The organism is Alteromonas sp. ABE4_545, from assembly GCF_056161325.1.
Genome location: NZ_JBSWYY010000037.1, coordinates 12,091 through 29,227 on the forward strand (window position 1 = coordinate 12,091; position 17,137 = coordinate 29,227).

The window sequence follows — 17,137 nt, forward strand, 5'->3', positions numbered from 1 at the left end:
TAGTGGCTAAGGAGCGTGGCGATTATCGAGGTAGTCGCGCAAATGCGCTATCGCGATATCAACTAAACGCTGACGCGCTTCGCGGGCTGCCCACGCACTGTGAGGGGTGATGAGTAATTGAGGTAAATCGGCGTTTAGCAAGGGGTGATCTGCAGGTGGCGGCTCCACGCTTAGACCATCTAACCCCGCACCGGCAATTTCTCCGGTTTCAAGCGCGTCCAATAAAGCCGCTTCGTCGATCAAGCCTCCCCGAGCCGTATTGATTAAAAATGCGGTCGACTTCATCGCGCGAAAACGCGCCTGATTCATAAGATGTTGTGTGTCTTCACTAAGCTGACAATGCAAGCTCACAACATCTGCTGAGGGTAACACTTCATCAAATGCAATGCGGCCCTGGCCTACAGCCTGACCTGGACGGGCAGCAATAGACACCTTCATCCCCAGAGCTTCGGCTAATTGTCCAAAACGTTTGCCAAGAGTGCCGTACCCCACAATCACAAGGTGCTTACCGGCCAACTCGATCACCGGGTGGTCGAGTAAACAGAAAAAGGGCGATTTAGCCCATTCGCCACGCCTGACTTGCGCAAGGGTTGAGGTGAACTGAGTGGCAAGATTAAGTAGTAACATCATGGCGTGCTGGGTAACACTATGAGTGCCATAGCCTTCTACATTTTGCACGTGTATACCGGCTTGTCGACAATAGGCCACATCTACGTTGTTCACCCCCGTCGCCAATACACCGATATATCGACACTTTGGCGCAGCAGCCAACAACGCGGCATTCAGCACTACTTTATTTGTAAAAATAATATCCGCTTCGGCGATACGTGCCTGACATTGCTCGGGCGTGGTTGTCGCGTAACTGATCACCTTGAGGTTTAATGTATCAAACCCAGATAAATCTATATCGCTAGGGCGCAACGAGTCTGCGTCGAGCAATACAGCGAGCATTATAGCGCTTCCGTTATCGCTTCGAAGGCTTCTCTCATAACACTCGGAATAGGCACAGCGCGGTCAGTTTGCCTATCAACAAATACATGCACAAACTGTCCATGGGCAACACGCCGCTCATTTTCTCCAGCATAAATAGACAACCCATAAGTTACCGAGCTGCGGCCGAGTTTGGCTACTCGAACCCCCACTTTTAAGACTTCTGGGTAAGCTGCCGGAGAGATATATTGGCAATGTGAACTAACCACATAAGCAACTATCTGACTGGTGTGAATATTTAGTCCCGCTCGTTCGATTAAAAAGGTATTCACCGCGGTATCGAAAAAGCTGTAGTACTGCACATTGTTAATGTGCCCATAAATGTCGTTGTCTTGCCAACGTGTGGGTATCTCTACGTGATAGGGATAATCGTTAAGACTGGGAGTGATATCCGTCACTTGTGCGCCTCCACTGTGTGAATTAGGCAGTTTGTAGACCCTAGCTTGGCGTATTTTTTATCGCCTGTCTACGCCCTTATTGTTCAGTTTAATAACACCATATCATCGCGATGAATCACGGCTTCACCACTGCTATAACCCAGCGTATCAGCAATACTGTGGCTACGTTGCCCTTTAATTAACGCCAGATCTTGCGCGCAATACAGTGACAACCCTTTTGCAAAAGCGCGGCCATCTACCGCTATTTCTACGGCATCGCCGGCTTGAAAATCGCCTTTCACAGACAAAATACCTGAGGGCAGTAACGACGCACCTTTTTCTTTTAGTGCTTTTTCTGCACCTTTATCGACAGTGATCACACCACGTGTCTTTAACGTGTGTTGTAGCCATAACGTGCGAGCGCGTTTTGGGGAGTGCTTGGCGGTAAATAATGTACCTTCTACTTGGCCTTCGAGCAGCGCATCAAACACATGGCCGTTACGGCCGTTTACAATCAAGGTTTGAATGCCACTTTGAGCACATTTGTCTGCGGCTTCTATTTTGGTACGCATACCGCCAGTTCCTACAGCAGTACCCGCGCCACCAGCGATGCTATAAATATGCTCATCAATCGTATCTACCCGAGGGATTAACGTGGCATCTGGATTGCGGCGAGGGTCGGCCGTGTACAAACCATCAATATCAGAACAAATGATCAATGTGTCGGCTTGTGCCACCAGCGCGGTGTATGCGCCTAGGTTGTCGTTGTCGCCCACTTTAAGCTCGTTAACGGCAACCGTATCGTTTTCATTTACTATGGGTAGCGCCTGATGTGCCAGTAACTCGCGCAAAGTATTGTGAATATTCACATAACGTGTGCGATCGTGCAGGTCGTCGTAGGTCAATAAAATTTGCGCACACGGGCAATCAAAAAAGCGTGACCAATTGGCCATCATTTGGGTTTGCCCTATGGCGGCCATGGCTTGTTTTTCAGCAATCGACGGGCGATGAGTCACTTTGACCTTGCTCCGGCCAGCAGCCACGCTGCCAGAAGAAACTAAAATAACTTCTTTGCCGGCCTCTCGACTTTCGTTGATAAAGCGCGCAATCGGCAATAAATATTTGCCGCTGCAATTGTAGCCATCTGGCGCTATTAGCGCGCTGCCAATTTTGATTACCGCTCGTTGCCAGGAAAAACCGCTCATGAGAAAAAATATCAGGATGTGAGGCCTTCAAGAATACGATAAAGCGCGAGGAAAACAAACAAATAGGGCGCAAACGTTCACACTAGTTTGCGATAAGGCATGGTGGTTTTACGGTCAAAAGCTGGCTTTAACGCCTCATTTACCAGTAAACTGTTCGATTCGGAATAGCATCTAATAATTCGTTATATAAGACTAAGGACCCCGCATGAGTAAGCGCACGCGCCTAGTGTGGTTAATGCCCGTATTAACGATACTGGCATCAGCAACAGCTACGGCAGCAATAAAACAAACAAAAGGTGACTTTGAAGACAAATTCCGTCAACTCGATGAAGTCCTACCCACACCTAACGTATACCGTAATGCGGCAGGTGACGCTGGTCACGAATACTGGCAACAACAAGTAGATTACGTCATTGATGCAAAACTAGATGAAGAAAAACGACGCATTGATGCCAGTGAGAAAATTACTTATCACAACAATTCACCGGATACGTTGAAGTACTTGTGGATCCAACTTGATCAGAACAAGTTCCGCGACGATTCAATGTCGGCCCTAACCACAACCTTTGGTGGCATTGGCAACCGCGGTCCAGCTACGCAGTCTGCAAGTGGCAGCAGCCCGGCAAAATTGTCAATGGGCGCACTTCGTCGTCAACAGTTTGTTGAAGACCACGAGCTAGGTTATCAAATCAAAGCGGTAACCGATAAATCAGGCCGCGACCTTCACTATGTGATCGTGGGTACCTTGATGCGTATCGACTTAGCATCTCCGCTTAAGTCTGGCGACAAAACCGATTTTAGCATCGACTTTGGCTACAACATTGTTGAAGAAGACGCAGTATCGGCACGTTCTGGTTACGAACACTTCCCAGACGACGAGCGTGAAGGCGGCAACGATATCTTCTTGCTAGCGCAATGGTTCCCTCGTTTAGCGGCTTACACAGACTACGAAGCATGGACTAACAAAGAGTTCATCGGTCGCGGTGAATTTACCCTTGAGTTTGGTAACTACGACGTCAAAATGACCGTACCTGCTGACCACATTGTGTCTTCAACGGGTGTACTTCAGAATCCAAAAGACGTATTGACCAAGGAACAACGCAAGCGTTTAGACAAAGCGAAAAACGCTGACCGTACCGTGTTCATCGTGACGGCGGAAGAAGCCCTTGAAAACGAAAAAGAAGGCACGTCTAAGCAGAAAACATGGCACTTCAAAGCCAACAACGTGCGCGACTTCGCGTGGGCGTCTTCACGTAAGTTTATGTGGGATGCACGTGGTTTTGAGCAGGGTGGCAAAGAGCCACACGTTATGGCCATGTCGTTCTATCCTAAAGAAGGCGGCGATTTGTGGAAGAAGTACTCTACAGAGTCAATCATCCACACGCTTGATGTATACAACCGCTTCACTTTTGACTACCCGTATCCAGTAGCCCAATCAGTTAACGGCCCTGTGGGTGGAATGGAATATCCAATGATTTCATTCAACGGCCCACGTACAGACCTACAAGATGACGGTACTCGTACCTATTCATTGTCTGAAAAACGCTTCTTGATTGGTGTGGTTATTCACGAAGTAGGTCACAACTACTTCCCAATGGTAGTTAACTCTGATGAGCGTCAATGGACTTGGATGGACGAAGGTCTTAACAGTTTCCTAGACGGTGTGGCTGGTCGCGAGTGGGACCCAACCATTCCTTGGGGTGTTGAGCCACGTGACGTTGTAGGCTACATGAAAGGTTCTTCTCAAGTGCCTATCATGACTCAGTCTGATTCTGTTTTGCACCTTGGTCCTAACGCCTACACCAAACCAGCTGTAGCACTGAATATTTTGCGTGAAACGATTCTAGGTCGTGAGTTGTTCGACTTTGCATTCAAAGAATATGCACAGCGCTGGATGTTTAAACGTCCTACGCCATCTGATTTCTTCCGTACTATGGAAGAAGCTTCAGGTGTTGACCTAGATTGGTTCTGGCGTGGCTGGTTCTACACCACAGATCACGTTGATATTTCAATCGACTCTGTTTACAAGCTGCGTTTAGACACCAAAGATCCAGACATCGACTTTGCACGCCAACGTCAGTACGAGCAAGACAAGCCATTGTCACTCACTGATGAGCGCAACGAACAGGAAGGTCGCAAATTGTGGGTTGACCGTTTTGAAGACATCAAAGACTTCTATGACGACAACGACCAATTTACCGTGACAAACAAAGAGCGCAACGCGTACAAAAAATTCCTAGATGGGCTAGAGCCTTGGGAACGCACTACCTTTGAACGCGCAGTGAAAGAAGACAAGAACTACTACGTGATGGACTTCAGCAACAAAGGTGGCTTGGTTATGCCAATCATCCTTGAGCTTGAATTTGCTGACGGTAGTAAAGAAAGCATGCGTATTCCTGCTGAAATCTGGCGTCGTACACCGAAAGCGGTAAGCAAACTCATTGTGACAGATAAAGACAAAGAGTTAGTAAGCGTAACGGTTGACCCACGCTGGGAAACTGCAGACGTTGATGTAGAAAACAACTTCTACCCACGCCGCATTATTCCTTCGCGTATCGAAGCGTATAAGAGCAAGAAGAGTTCATCTAAAGTTGCGCGTGACATCATGCAAGACAGCAAGACTGAGCTAAAAACTGACAAAGAGGAAGATGATGATCAATAAGTCATCATCTTACCAGTGGACAGGGCTTTGCGCCCTGCTACTGGTTTTTTGTAGTTTTTTTGCCAACGCGCACCAGCAAAAAGCAGCGATCACCACAGTACTGTTTAACCCTCGTACACACAATATAGAAGTGATGCACAGGTTTAATTTGCACGACGCTGAACATGCTGTAAAAGCAATTTTGGATAAATCTGCTGACATTCTAGACAGCGATAAAACCCAACGCGAATTTGCTGAATACGTGGCTAAACGCTTTGCACTGCTCGACAGTGAAGGCAATCCCATTGCGTTGAAACAAGTGGGATATGAAACTGCCGGAAAGTTTTTTTGGGTGTATCAAGAAACGGAACAACCACCTAAACTTGAAGGTTTGAAAATTCGCCATGACGCGCTTCGCGATCTATGGCCAAAACAAGTCAACACGCTAAATGTGGAAGGCATGGGCGATATCAAAACGCTGACCTTCGCAGATGACACAACCTTATTGGAAGTACATTTCTAGCGTATCAGACCAATGTCGATTTGACCTATCAGCCTGAAGTAGCCATGATGATGTGGAAGTGTATTTCAGGTTGATATTTATGACAGACAGCACGCAACAATCCATTCTACCTCGTAAAAATGTTCTCTGGGTGTACCTCTCTGGTGCTATGGCCCTGATCATCGTTGTAATGTCATTTCTGCCACAGTCCGGCTTAGGTGGCTCAGTTGCCTCGGTCTACAGTGTGATGCTGTGGGTTGGCATTTTTGGCGCAGCTGTCGCCAGATATCGCGAACGTAGCGGTTGGTTTGGCTTCGCGGTAGGAAGTGCCGCAGGCATGTTCCTTTTCGTGTTGTCGCAGTTTTTCTGATACCAAGATAACTCTCTATGGCCAAGGACAAGTCGGAAAAACCCATCCCCAAAGGCCGAATAGAACGAGTAGGCCGGTTAAGCTGGTTAGCCTCAAAGGTGGCAACCAATATGCTTGCTGCGGGAGCAGGGCGTCTTCTAAAAGGCGAACGCCCAAAAGTGAAAGACCTACTACTCACACCGGGTAACATTCAGCGCATTACCGACCAATTAGCCACCTTGCGCGGTGCGGCTATGAAAATTGGTCAGCTATTGTCGATGGAAGGCGGGGAGTTTTTACCCAAGCCACTGACCGATATCTTAGCGCGATTGCGTGATGACGCAGACCCTATGCCTAAGTCACAACTGCAACAAGTCCTCGATGAAGAGTGGGGAGCAGGGTGGAATGATAAGCTGCTGTATTTTTCTTTTGCGCCCATCGCTGCTGCATCCATTGGGCAGGTTCACAAAGCGATTACCCTCGATGGCCGAATGCTAGCGGTAAAAATTCAATACCCGGGCATAAAGCAAAGTATTGATAGCGACGTGGATAACGTTGCAACATTACTCAAGCTTTCAGGGCTGGTACCTACCGGCGTAGATTTACAGTTTTTTCTTACCGAAGCGAAAGCCCAGTTACATCAAGAAGCCGATTACGAATACGAAGCGTCGATGCTTACCGCATATCATGCGGCTCTCGCTAACGATAACAGCTTTATTGTACCGGGCTTAGCCGATGAATGGAGTACCTCTACCATTCTGGCGATGGACTTTATTACGTCTGAACCAATTGAGAGCCTGATCACCGCCCCACAGGCAGTACGTGATGACTGTGTTACTGCGCTGTTTAGTCTTTTCTTCAAAGAAGTGTTTGACTTCAAGCTCATTCAATCTGACCCGAATTTAGCCAATTTCCGCTATTGTGAAGACACCAAGCAGCTAGTGTTACTCGACTTTGGCGCCTGTCGAGCCATTCCTGCGGAACTGAGCGACGGTTACCGCCGATTACTCAATGCGATAGCCGATGATGACGCATTAGCCATTGCACAAGCCGCTATCAGTATTGGGCTGTTGAGTAACGACCACAGCAATGCGCAAAAAGACGCCGTGGTTGCCCTCGGACAACTGGCTTGTGAAGCGGTCTATTGTGACGGCCCCTATGACTTTGGCAACAGCGATTTACTTACTCGCCTTCACCATGCAGGGATGGCGCTAACCATGGAATTGGACTTCCACCATATTCCCCCCGTTGATGCCGTATTTGTTCACCGTAAGTTGGCAGGGTTATTCATGCTCGCAAAGAAACTCGAAGCGAGTATTAATTTACCCGCCATCATAGCGCCGTGGCGACAGTAAACAACCAAACACCAGAACGCTGTTAATATGGCTGCGTCATCGAAAACGGTAATGCCATTTGCTCTGCACTTTTTGGCGGATTGCCGATCATTTCATCGTAGGGCGAATCGTGCACCATAAAAGATTGTGAAACACGACAATCAACGAACAACTCTCGGATCTGGTTGCTGTTATGAAACCGCTTTGGCCTGTCGTTTTCATACACCATTCCTGTTTTCCCTTGAACCGTAAGCTGTACCAAGTAGATATTCATTTCAAAGCTTTGTACTTCCAGTACATCAATATCGATAGGGCGCGCGACAATATCAGCAAATTCATATTTCAACATAATGGTGTTGCCATCACTAAAGGGTCACTTTATTACGATATACGCATACAACCGGTTTCAAATTTAAAAAGAAAAATTGAATTATTTTGGTGTTTACCAGACCTAATGAATATACGCTGCTGAAATAAGGCCAGTTTTTATTGTTCTAAATATACGCAATACATGTGGAATAAGGGCTAGAACAGTGAAAACACAGGTAAAACTTTATTTTGGCTCTTGGTTAAAAAGTCATCTTCGTTTAGAGTCAGGGTTCGTCAGATGTGTGAAAAATTCGGCTTGATATCCGAAAAAAACACCACATCTTTGTTACTATGGATTCTTAGTGTGGATTATCACGGTAGATAGAATATGAGCGAAAGCACAGAACAACGTTCGTTAACCCCCTACTTTATCGGTATCGGTGCAGTAGTCGTCATTCTTGTTGCGGTGTTGCTATGGCCAGCAAGTGAGCCGGAGCCAGAACCGGTTGTAGAGCCTGTTGTCGCCCAACCAGAACCTGTCGTTGAAACACCAGAGCCGTTTGAATCAACGCCTCCACCCGAGCCAGTTGAAATTGAGCCAACGGAAGAAGTTGAGCCATTACCTGTGACACCAGAGCCTGAGCCAGAACCCATTGATACCAGTGACAGTGCGATTAAGTCGGCACTAACTAGCATCGCTACCTCAGAAACCTTTGTTCGTTTGATGGTTGACGACGGTTTACTTCAACGCTTTGTTGTTACAGTAACCAACTTAGCTGATAACGAGATGGCACCTAATCACCGACTCGTCACACCTCCATCACAATCTTTCCGTGTCTATCAGCAAGCGGATAGAGAGTGGGTTGATGCAGCCAGCTTTAAGCGATATACCCCTTATGTTGATGCACTTGAGTCTTTCGACAATGCATCACTGCTATCGCTGTACAAACGTTATGAAGAAGAAATTCAAACCAAGTACGATGAAATTGGTGATCCTGACGTACCATTCCGTGAGGTTTTCCTCGACGCTATTGATACATTGCTCGATACCCCAGAAGTGAAAATGCCAATTGAGGTGTACACGGATTCAGTAATGTATAAGTTTGCCGATGAACGCCTAGAGAGCTTAGCTGCTCCTCAAAAGCAGTTATTGCGTACAGGCCCCGACAACATGCGTCGTGTAAAAGCCAAGTTGCGTGATTTAAAAGCGTTGCTTGAGGAAGATGGATCTCAATAAGTTACAAACCAGTCTTCAACAAGGAGGTAAAGCGTCTGCTTTGCCTCCCGTTGAAAAATGGAACCCGCCATTTTGCGGTGACCTACCGCTTTTTATAGCCCAAGATGGTCGCTGGTTTTATCAAAACTCACCTATCGGTCGCCACGCTTTAGTTAAACTCTTTGCTTCTGTACTGAAGAAAGAAGACGAGCAGTATTTCTTAGTCACGCCAGTAGAAAAAGTAGGGATAAACGTTGAAGACGTGCCCTTTGTCATCACTGAGTGGGAGCTGTCGGCCGAAGCGCTAACATTAACAACCCAAACGGGTGATACTTTTATCTGCAACAACACTCATCCACTCGAATTGCGTGTGCCACCAGTAAGAACGCAAGATGACGACACACAAGTCCCGTATGTTAATGTGCGTCGAAATTTATGGGCGAGGTTCCATCAAAACGTTTACTACGCCTTATTAGAACAGTGTGAACAACGTGAAACGCAAACCCACACTCATTTCGAAATTCACACCCAAGCCGCCACTTTGTGTTTAGGTGCCATTCCACACAACTAGAATTAGCCGTGATAAGGTAACGTCACCCCGCCTTTTCTGCACAAAGTAGTATCTCCCTGACGCTTGTTAACTCAATGATTAATAGGGCATAGTAATCATGGTTCCGCCTTATCATCACTATTGGAGACTGCCATGACGGCAAATCGTATCGGCTTATTCTGTGCAGGCCTGTGTGTTGCCTTGTGGGCATTCATTCCCGTGGTTTCGAAGATGGGTCAAACCGAGCTCGACCAGTTTCAATTTTTGTTTTGGTCTAGCTTGGTTTCTTTCGCAACACTACTACTGCTAACGCTACAACAAAAAAAGACTAAACACTTTCGCGAATTTGGTTGGCGCGGATTACTGCACGCCAGTATTTTAGGTTTGCTTGGCACCTTTATTTACTATTGGTTTTTGTATCAGGGTTATCGAGAAGCCGATGGAATGTCGGTGTTGGTGATGCAATACACCTGGCCGTTGATGATCGCCATATTGTCTGTATTTCTGCTCGGTGAGCGGCTGTCTAAACACGTTATTATAGCCCTCTGCATCGGCATGTTTGGCGTTATTTTAGTGCTAACTAAAGGGCACATTAGCCAACTAAAAAATGGGTTGGACGCTAGCTTATTGTGGGTAGCCGCAGGCGCATTTTGTTTTGCTTTATTCTCGGTGTTGTCTAAAAAAGTGCACTACGAACCTTTGAGCCTGAACTCCCTCTATTTTGGCGTTGCCACCATTGCAGCCGCCGTATTGTTGTATCAAAAATCACAGTGGGTCTTGCCACATGGCGAGCAATGGTTGGGAATAATTGCCAACGGCGTCTTCATCAATGGCGTGTCTTACGTATTTTGGATAGCGGCGCTACGACGATTACCAGCGAGTGAAGTCGCGGTGTTTATCTTTAGTACACCCGTTTTATCAACCTTGTACCTGTATTTGTTCTACGCCGAAGAGTTTTTGCCTATCTATGTTTATGCGATTGGTTGTGTGGTTTTTGCTGGCATCTTAGCTAGCCTAGGAAAAAAGCGTCGTAACAACTAAACAAAAGCACTATTAAACATATAGTTAACTAGTATTTTGCTTTGTCAGAATGGATCACCTAAAGTAAATATCACACTCTGACAAGGCAAATTATTACAATGAAAAAATCCCTCATTTCAGCGTTTTCTTTATCTGCGATCCTGCTTACGTCACACGCAATCGCCGATACCTATATTCACGCGGGAAAACTCTTTACCGCCAAAGATAAACAATTACTCAGCCAAATGACCATAGTGGTTGATGGGAACACCATAAAGCGCGTAGAAAAAGGCTTTGTTAAGCCGAATCCAGACGACACATTAATCGACTTGAGCACCGCCACCGTATTGCCGGGTTTGATGGATATGCATGTGCATTTGTCGTCACAACACGGTGGCCCGCAAACTTATTTAGAACGCTATACCGCAAATGAAGCTGACGTAGCGCTAAAAGCGGCCTACTACGCAGAGAAAACACTAATGGCGGGTTTTACTACGGTAAGAAACCTCGGTGATGGCTATAACGAAACCGTTGCATTGCGCAATGCCATTGGTAAAGGTATTGCCCAAGGCCCCCGAATTTATACCGCGGCGAAATCTATTGCCACCACCGGCGGCCATGCCGACCCAAGCAACGGTATGGCAAAAGCAATTCGTCCCGACGTTGGCCCAGAGCAGGGCGTTGTTAACGGAGTGGCACAAGCACGAGAAGCAGTAAGGCAGCGTTACAAAGATGGCGCTGATTTAATAAAAATTACTGCTACAGGTGGCGTGCTCAGTGTCGCCAAAAGCGGACAAAACCCGCAATTTATGACCGACGAACTCGACGCCATTGTGGCCACCGCCAAAGATTACGGCATGACAGTGGCAGTGCATGCTCACGGCAAAGAAGGCATGGAGCGCGCGATCAAAGCCGGTGTAACTTCAATCGAGCACGGCACTTACATGGATGACGCTACCATGGCGCTAATGAAGGAACATGGTACCTATTATGTACCTACCATCATGGCGGGTAATTTTGTTGCCCAAAAAGCAAAAATCGATGGATATTTCCCAGAAATTGTTCGTCCAAAAGCCGCTGCTATTGGCCCATTAATTCAACAAACTTTTGCGCGAGCTTATAAAGCCGGAGTGAAAATTGCATTTGGTACAGACAGTGGCGTTTCTGCTCACGGTGACAATGCACAGGAATTTGGGCTGATGGTAGATGCCGGAATGGATGAAGCCGATGCATTGATCAGTGCCACACGTGCCGCAGCAGAGCTACTTGAGATAGAACAACAGGTTGGCACGATTGAAGCTGGAAAATGGGCCGATATCGTTGCTGTAAAAGGCAACCCATTTAATGATATTCGGGTGATGGAAAATATCCGTTTTGTGATGAAAGACGGTAAGGTTTACAAAGCATCTCTGTAATAAAGAAAACGAAACACAAGCTAAAACACAAAACTCGCGCAGCAATCGAATCTGACAATATGCTGCGCGGCCTCACCATTGCGTCTTTTTTAGAGTCTACGATTGTCCCCATCCCACTGGAGGCCGTACTCATTCCTTTGATGCAAGCAAAACGAGAGCAAATATGGTTAATAGCACTAATGGCCACACTCGGCTGCATTATTGGCGCATTATTCGGTTATGCCCTCGGGTATTTCTTATTTGATTTTGTTGGCGACGCACTGATTCAATACTTTGCGACACCAGAACAATTTGAATCAGTGAAGCAAAAAATGGCTGACAATGGGTTTTGGTTTGTTATGACCTTAGGCATTGTGCCCATCCCCTTTCAAATTGCCATGTTAGCGGCGGGGGCCACGAAGTATTCTCTTGCCCTTTTTTTACTAGCAACAATTATCGCCCGCTCAATACGTTATTTCGGTTTAGCACTTGTTGTGTATATAGCTGGAAACAAAGCAGAAAAGCTCATAAAACGTTATCGGCTATCGGCAACCATATTGCTAGGCGCCCTGGTTATCGGTTTATGGTGGCTTTCACGTTAGGTTGTTTTTTATGCTGAATAACTTGCACTGTTCACTTTTATCGATTACTTTTGATAATAATTCTCATTTGCAATTATTCTACATCACCAACTTCTGGAGGCGATATATGCAAACGAATTATTTATGCCCTGTGTATCGAAAGTGGCTTCAACTGCACCCAGAGCATGCACGAGTTCAACGGCAACACATTAGAGAGCAAGTAAAGGCGCGCCAAACACACGGTGATCAAGAACACGCCATTGAGCTGGCAGGTCAGGTGTATGAAATAGCGCAGTCGGTATTATTGGCGTTAAGACAACCTCAAGCCGACCCACAACAATCAGGCACTGATTTGGTTGCCTTTGCATTGGCGGCTCAGCACCTCGCTCAGCTGCATTTTGATCTAGACGAGAAAACTCTGGGTGAAACCGTACTACAAAGCGCTCAGCAGCAACTCACTACATTAATGCCATTATTCGCCAGTGAAATGACTCTGGTGGGCCTAATGCAATCTTTGGTACATGCACTGAGTGGGCAAAAGCAAAATACAATACAACTCAGTTCAACCGCTATTCACTGACCATCGCAGGTGAAAACGTGCAACAGCCCAATTCGGAATTTATTAACCTAGAAGTGAAAGTGAGTGTGCTAAAACGCATGCTAAAAAGACAAAGCTTGCATTTGTGCGACGTGCATTGCCACGATGCGCAAGACAAAGTGCGCTTGCAGCAAATATTGCTACAAGCGATCACAGAGGGTGGGTCAAACGGGCAGGGTTAAAGCCCTTTTTTGATCAAAAACCGAAACGGGGTCGCTTCGACGTCTTCTGCTAATAAGGTATGTTGCATAAACCGGCAGAAGCTTGGAATGTCTCGTTTAGTAGCGGGATCATCCGCTAACACACACAAGGTTTCACCGTCTTGCAATTTGCGAATGGCAAGACGGATCATCATCACTGGCTCAGGACAACGCAGCCCGAGGGTATCAAGCTCTTGTGTTGCGCTATCCCAATCAGATGCCATAGCTTTCACGATATGCGTTAATAGCCGCAATTTCTTCGCTGTGGCCACCTTGAGCTTCCAAGTAAGCTACAACGTCAGCAAGCGTAACGATAGACACAACCTGTGTACCATAGTCGCGTTCTACTTCTTGAATTGCAGAAAGCTCGCCTTGACCTTTTTCTTGTCGATCAAGGGCAATCAATACACCGGCTAATTTAGCTTGGTTCGCTTCAATTAAGGTCATCGACTCACGAATTGCCGTACCGGCGGTGATCACATCATCCACCAGCATCACTTTGCCTTCCAGCGGACTCCCTACAAGGTTACCGCCTTCACCGTGATCTTTCGCTTCTTTGCGATTAAAGCAATAAGGCGTATCAATATTGTGGTGCTCATCCAACGCAACTGCCGTTGTGGTGGCAATGGGAATGCCTTTGTAAGCAGGGCCAAACAGCACATCAAAATCAATGTTTGCATCGACTAAAGCTGCCGCATAGTAACGACCTAGCTTGGCCAAATCACCACCGCGATTAAACAAGCCCGCGTTAAAGAAATAAGGGCTCTTGCGACCAGATTTCAGTGTAAATTCACCGAATTTTAGTACACCTCGCTCAATAGCGAAGGCAATAAAGGCTTTCTGAAAATCTTTCATCACTACTCTCTTAATTCAATGCCGCTTTTTGAATATCGAATAATTCACGCAAACCGTGTTTAGCGATTTCTAGCATTTCTTGCATCTCTTCAAATGAGAACGGTTCGCCCTCAGCAGTACCTTGTACTTCGATCAGTTTACCTGTGTCTGTCATCACAATATTCATATCGGTTTCTGCCGCTGAGTCTTCAACGTACTCAAGGTCAGAGATAGGCGTACCTTGGTAAATACCCACAGACAAAGCAGCAATCATATGCTTAAGCGGGTTGGCTTTAATAATGCCTTTGCTACGCATGTAGCTCAACGCATCAACCATAGCCACACAAGCACCTGTGATTGATGCTGTACGCGTACCACCGTCGGCTTGAATCACATCACAATCAAGAGTGATGGTGTTTTCGCCTAGGAGTTTTAAATCTACCGCTGCACGCAAAGAACGCGCGATCAAACGCTGAATTTCTAATGTACGGCCGCCTTGCTTACCACGCGCCGCTTCACGAGCACTGCGAGTATGGGTAGAGCGGGGCAACATGCTGTACTCAGCCGTGATCCAGCCCTTGCCTTGGCCTTTCATAAAGCGTGGCACACCTTCTTCAACGGTCGCGTTACACAGCACCTTGGTATTACCAAATTCAACAAGTACCGACCCTTCTGCATGGCATGTAAAATGACGAGTAATTGTAACTGGGCGGATTTGACTGGCGGTTCTGCCACTTGGACGCATAATGATCTCCGTGATGGGTAATACTGATTCGATTGATTAGGTGCGTTCGAAACGCGAACTTAGTGAGACAGTATAACGCAGACGCGGGAAGTTTTGGATAATCAGAATGCGTGATTTGCATATTCGCGTCTCAGAGAGATTTTAAGTATGATGAATCCATTAATGATCCGCCGCACAGTAGTGAATAATGGCGACAAAAAGCAAAGGTGATGTGTGATATACAGCATGACGGCATTCGCGCGACGCGAAGTGAAAAAAGAATGGGGCACAGCAGTTTGGGAGCTGCGCTCAGTTAACCAACGTTATTTAGAAACCTATTTCCGATTGCCAGAGCAATTCCGTTCACTGGAGCCGGTACTTCGCGAACGATTCCGCAAAAACTTGCAACGCGGCAAAGTGGAATGTGCATTGCGTTTTACTGCCAACGATTCAGCTGTTACTAAGTTAAACCTCAACGAAGAGTTAGCTAAACAAGTATTACACGCGGCAGATTGGGTGCAATCTCACGGTCAATCAACCGGTGTAAACCCATTAGATGTATTGCGCTGGCCTGGCGTTATTGCGGCTGAAGAAGCCGACATGGATGAAATTAATAAAGACGTGCTAGCTGGCTTAGACGAGGCGCTAAAAGACTTTATTCAAGCCCGAGGCGCAGAAGGCGAAAACCTTAAAGCTCTCATCGAACAACGCCTTGATAGCATTGAAGCAGAAGTCACTAAAGTGACAGCTCACATGCCTACTATTATCGAGTGGCAACGCGAGCGCATGCAAACGCGTTTTGAAGAAGCCAAAGTAGAGCTTGAACCGGGTCGTCTAGAGCAAGAGATGATCATGCTGGCGCAAAAAATCGACGTGGCAGAAGAGCTTGATCGCCTCACCACTCACGTGGGTGAAACTCGTAAGATTCTGAAAAAGGGTGGTGCTTGTGGCCGCCGTTTAGATTTTATGATGCAGGAGTTTAACCGCGAATCGAATACCTTGGGGTCGAAGTCGATCAACACTGAAATCACCCAATCTGCCGTTGAGCTTAAGGTGTTGATAGAGCAGATGCGCGAGCAGATCCAGAATATAGAATAGCATTTCACAATCAATCAGAACACATCCAAGCCCTTTACTCAAAGGGCTTTTTGTTACAGGTTGCTCCAGGTTTGTTTCAGTAATTATCACAATACGTCGAAATAGTGGTGACTTAGCAGTAATCTAAAACCACGCACCTGCTATCATCTTTATATAAAGTCACCACCTTTAAATTTGATATGACAGATTCAGAGATTGGCGTAATTGCCAAATCAAAAGATGAAAAGAAGCACCCTATTGATGAGAACTTATACTTAAAACCCCTAAAGTCGGGTAAGGCGTCATGGATATTCAGGTATACCTTTGCTAAACAAAGGAAAGAAATTACCTTAGGTACATATGGCAAAGCGCCAAAAGCCATACCTTTGAAAAAAGCTAGAGAACTAGTCGCTGACAACAAGGCAAAGGTAAGAAACGGAATTGATCCAAAAACAGAGCGGAAACAGTCTGAGAAAATGACTGTAAATGACGTTGCACAAGAGTGGTTGAAAGAGAGAGAGCGGAACATTGAAAACCCAGATATACCAGCGAGGGTTTACAGGAGAGACATAAAACCTTATATCGGAGAGCTTCCTGTTGAACAAGTAACCTCTAGAGATATATACGACCTAGTTCAAAGAATAAATGATTCGGGTAGGCCGTCAGTTGCTAATGATGCACTAGATCACTGCAAGCATATATTCACACAAGCAATAATTCTAAATGCTATCGAAAATAACCCAGCTTCAATTTTGAAGCCAAAACACGCTGGAGGAACAGAAGAGTCGAGAACGCGTAATCTGGAGTTTCCAGAAATAGAAATAGCCTTAAAGGTGATGAGGTCAAACAAAGACCAATTCACTAGGGACAACTACATAGCAGTTTGCCTGTTACTGACATTAGGTGTCAGAAAGTGTGAATTGATCGCTGCCAAGTGGAGTGAGTTTAATTTGGATGAACAGATTTGGATGCTCCCAGAAGCACGCACCAAGAAAAAGTCACCAGGTTTGGCTATAGGTTTACCGAATAAAATTATTCCTTTTTTAAATGAATTAAAGGTTAGGTCATGTGGCTCACAATACTTGTTTCCAGCTCGACGCGCATCAAAAAGAAGAGAGTACATTTTGTAAACCTCCCTTAATTAGTTACATCCATAATTAGAGATTTCGGCCATTTCATGCTTGGTTAAATATTCCCATGGTGTCAGATCATTCAGGGCATCATGGGGACGCTCTT

General features: G+C 46.2%; 20 protein-coding genes. 13 read left to right on the forward strand and 7 right to left on the reverse strand.

Annotated elements, in window-relative coordinates; all coding sequences use genetic code 11:
* Positions 1 to 6: 6 nt before the first annotated feature.
* The 3 genes from ACXAH6_RS18840 to proB all read right to left on the reverse strand — a co-directional run bounded on the left by ACXAH6_RS18840 (position 7) and on the right by proB (position 2,572).
* The gene (locus ACXAH6_RS18840) at positions 7 to 951 is read right to left on the reverse strand and encodes a D-2-hydroxyacid dehydrogenase (protein ID WP_474879364.1); all 945 of its coding nucleotides are present in this window, start codon (positions 949 to 951) and stop codon (positions 7 to 9) included.
* Entirely contained in the window at positions 951 to 1,388 is a 438-nt protein-coding gene (locus ACXAH6_RS18845; RefSeq protein ID WP_474879365.1) for an acyl-CoA thioesterase, read from the reverse strand. The genes ACXAH6_RS18840 and ACXAH6_RS18845 overlap by 1 nt, the downstream gene beginning before the upstream one ends.
* An 83-nt stretch (positions 1,389 to 1,471) precedes the next feature.
* Positions 1,472 to 2,572 carry a glutamate 5-kinase gene (proB, locus tag ACXAH6_RS18850; RefSeq protein WP_474879367.1) on the reverse strand — a complete coding sequence of 367 codons (1,101 nt, stop codon included), beginning with the start codon at positions 2,570 to 2,572 and terminating at the stop codon, positions 1,472 to 1,474.
* A 235-nt stretch (positions 2,573 to 2,807) separates the two neighbouring features.
* Between proB and ACXAH6_RS18855 the strand changes: the two genes are divergently transcribed.
* From ACXAH6_RS18855 to ACXAH6_RS18870, 4 genes are all read left to right on the forward strand, one after another.
* Complete coding sequence (locus tag ACXAH6_RS18855; protein WP_474879392.1) at positions 2,808 to 5,234, forward strand: M1 family metallopeptidase; 2,427 nt, start codon at positions 2,808 to 2,810, stop codon at positions 5,232 to 5,234.
* On the forward strand, positions 5,221 to 5,736 hold the full coding sequence (locus ACXAH6_RS18860; protein ID WP_474879369.1) for a DUF6702 family protein: 516 nt from the start codon (positions 5,221 to 5,223) through the stop codon (positions 5,734 to 5,736). The genes ACXAH6_RS18855 and ACXAH6_RS18860 overlap by 14 nt, the downstream gene beginning before the upstream one ends.
* A 79-nt stretch (positions 5,737 to 5,815) precedes the next feature.
* Positions 5,816 to 6,085, forward strand: a complete 270-nt coding sequence (locus ACXAH6_RS18865) for a hypothetical protein (RefSeq protein WP_474879370.1) — start codon at positions 5,816 to 5,818, stop codon at positions 6,083 to 6,085.
* A gap of 17 nt (positions 6,086 to 6,102) precedes the next feature.
* Positions 6,103 to 7,419 carry an ABC1 kinase family protein gene (locus tag ACXAH6_RS18870; protein ID WP_474879372.1) on the forward strand — a complete coding sequence of 439 codons (1,317 nt, stop codon included), beginning with the start codon at positions 6,103 to 6,105 and terminating at the stop codon, positions 7,417 to 7,419.
* Between the two features lie 22 nt (positions 7,420 to 7,441).
* Here ACXAH6_RS18870 and ACXAH6_RS18875 read toward each other — a convergent pair whose 3' ends face one another.
* Positions 7,442 to 7,747 (reverse strand): DUF6482 family protein, encoded by a 306-nt coding sequence (locus ACXAH6_RS18875; RefSeq protein WP_474879373.1) that lies wholly within the window; start codon positions 7,745 to 7,747, stop codon positions 7,442 to 7,444.
* A 348-nt stretch (positions 7,748 to 8,095) separates the two neighbouring features.
* On the opposite strand from ACXAH6_RS18875, the gene ACXAH6_RS18880 reads away from it, so the two are divergent.
* From ACXAH6_RS18880 to ACXAH6_RS18910, 7 genes are all read left to right on the forward strand, one after another.
* The gene (locus ACXAH6_RS18880; RefSeq protein ID WP_474879374.1) at positions 8,096 to 8,944 is read left to right on the forward strand and encodes a DUF3014 domain-containing protein; all 849 of its coding nucleotides are present in this window, start codon (positions 8,096 to 8,098) and stop codon (positions 8,942 to 8,944) included.
* Entirely contained in the window at positions 8,931 to 9,494 is a 564-nt protein-coding gene (locus ACXAH6_RS18885; RefSeq protein ID WP_474879376.1) for a DUF1285 domain-containing protein, read from the forward strand. The genes ACXAH6_RS18880 and ACXAH6_RS18885 overlap by 14 nt, the downstream gene beginning before the upstream one ends.
* Positions 9,495 to 9,626: 132 nt before the next feature.
* The gene (locus ACXAH6_RS18890; RefSeq protein ID WP_474879377.1) at positions 9,627 to 10,514 is read left to right on the forward strand and encodes a DMT family transporter; all 888 of its coding nucleotides are present in this window, start codon (positions 9,627 to 9,629) and stop codon (positions 10,512 to 10,514) included.
* A gap of 98 nt (positions 10,515 to 10,612) precedes the next feature.
* Positions 10,613 to 11,908 carry a metal-dependent hydrolase family protein gene (locus ACXAH6_RS18895; protein ID WP_474879379.1) on the forward strand — a complete coding sequence of 432 codons (1,296 nt, stop codon included), beginning with the start codon at positions 10,613 to 10,615 and terminating at the stop codon, positions 11,906 to 11,908.
* A 59-nt stretch (positions 11,909 to 11,967) separates the two neighbouring features.
* Positions 11,968 to 12,489 carry a YqaA family protein gene (locus ACXAH6_RS18900; RefSeq protein ID WP_474879380.1) on the forward strand — a complete coding sequence of 174 codons (522 nt, stop codon included), beginning with the start codon at positions 11,968 to 11,970 and terminating at the stop codon, positions 12,487 to 12,489.
* 106 nt (positions 12,490 to 12,595) lie between these two features.
* Complete coding sequence (locus tag ACXAH6_RS18905; protein WP_474879381.1) at positions 12,596 to 13,048, forward strand: hypothetical protein; 453 nt, start codon at positions 12,596 to 12,598, stop codon at positions 13,046 to 13,048.
* 17 nt (positions 13,049 to 13,065) lie between these two features.
* The gene (locus tag ACXAH6_RS18910) at positions 13,066 to 13,248 is read left to right on the forward strand and encodes a hypothetical protein (RefSeq protein WP_474879383.1); all 183 of its coding nucleotides are present in this window, start codon (positions 13,066 to 13,068) and stop codon (positions 13,246 to 13,248) included.
* Here the strand turns inward: ACXAH6_RS18910 and tusA are convergent.
* From tusA to rph, 3 genes are read right to left on the reverse strand one after another with little or no spacing between them, the layout of a single operon-like run.
* Entirely contained in the window at positions 13,245 to 13,490 is a 246-nt protein-coding gene (gene tusA, locus ACXAH6_RS18915) for a sulfurtransferase TusA (protein ID WP_474879384.1), read from the reverse strand. The two genes, ACXAH6_RS18910 and tusA, sit on opposite strands and share 4 nt — an antisense overlap.
* On the reverse strand, positions 13,480 to 14,121 hold the full coding sequence (gene pyrE / locus ACXAH6_RS18920; protein ID WP_474879385.1) for an orotate phosphoribosyltransferase: 642 nt from the start codon (positions 14,119 to 14,121) through the stop codon (positions 13,480 to 13,482). Before pyrE ends, tusA begins: the two co-directional genes overlap by 11 nt.
* Positions 14,122 to 14,131: 10 nt before the next feature.
* Positions 14,132 to 14,845 carry a ribonuclease PH gene (gene rph, locus ACXAH6_RS18925; RefSeq protein ID WP_474879387.1) on the reverse strand — a complete coding sequence of 238 codons (714 nt, stop codon included), beginning with the start codon at positions 14,843 to 14,845 and terminating at the stop codon, positions 14,132 to 14,134.
* A gap of 213 nt (positions 14,846 to 15,058) precedes the next feature.
* On the opposite strand from rph, the gene ACXAH6_RS18930 reads away from it, so the two are divergent.
* Positions 15,059 to 15,922, forward strand: a complete 864-nt coding sequence (locus ACXAH6_RS18930; RefSeq protein ID WP_474879388.1) for a YicC/YloC family endoribonuclease — start codon at positions 15,059 to 15,061, stop codon at positions 15,920 to 15,922.
* Between the two features lie 179 nt (positions 15,923 to 16,101).
* Positions 16,102 to 17,031: a tyrosine-type recombinase/integrase gene (locus ACXAH6_RS18935; RefSeq protein ID WP_474879389.1), complete on the forward strand. Its 930-nt coding sequence runs from the start codon at positions 16,102 to 16,104 to the stop codon at positions 17,029 to 17,031.
* The last annotated feature ends 106 nt before the right edge of the window (positions 17,032 to 17,137 follow it).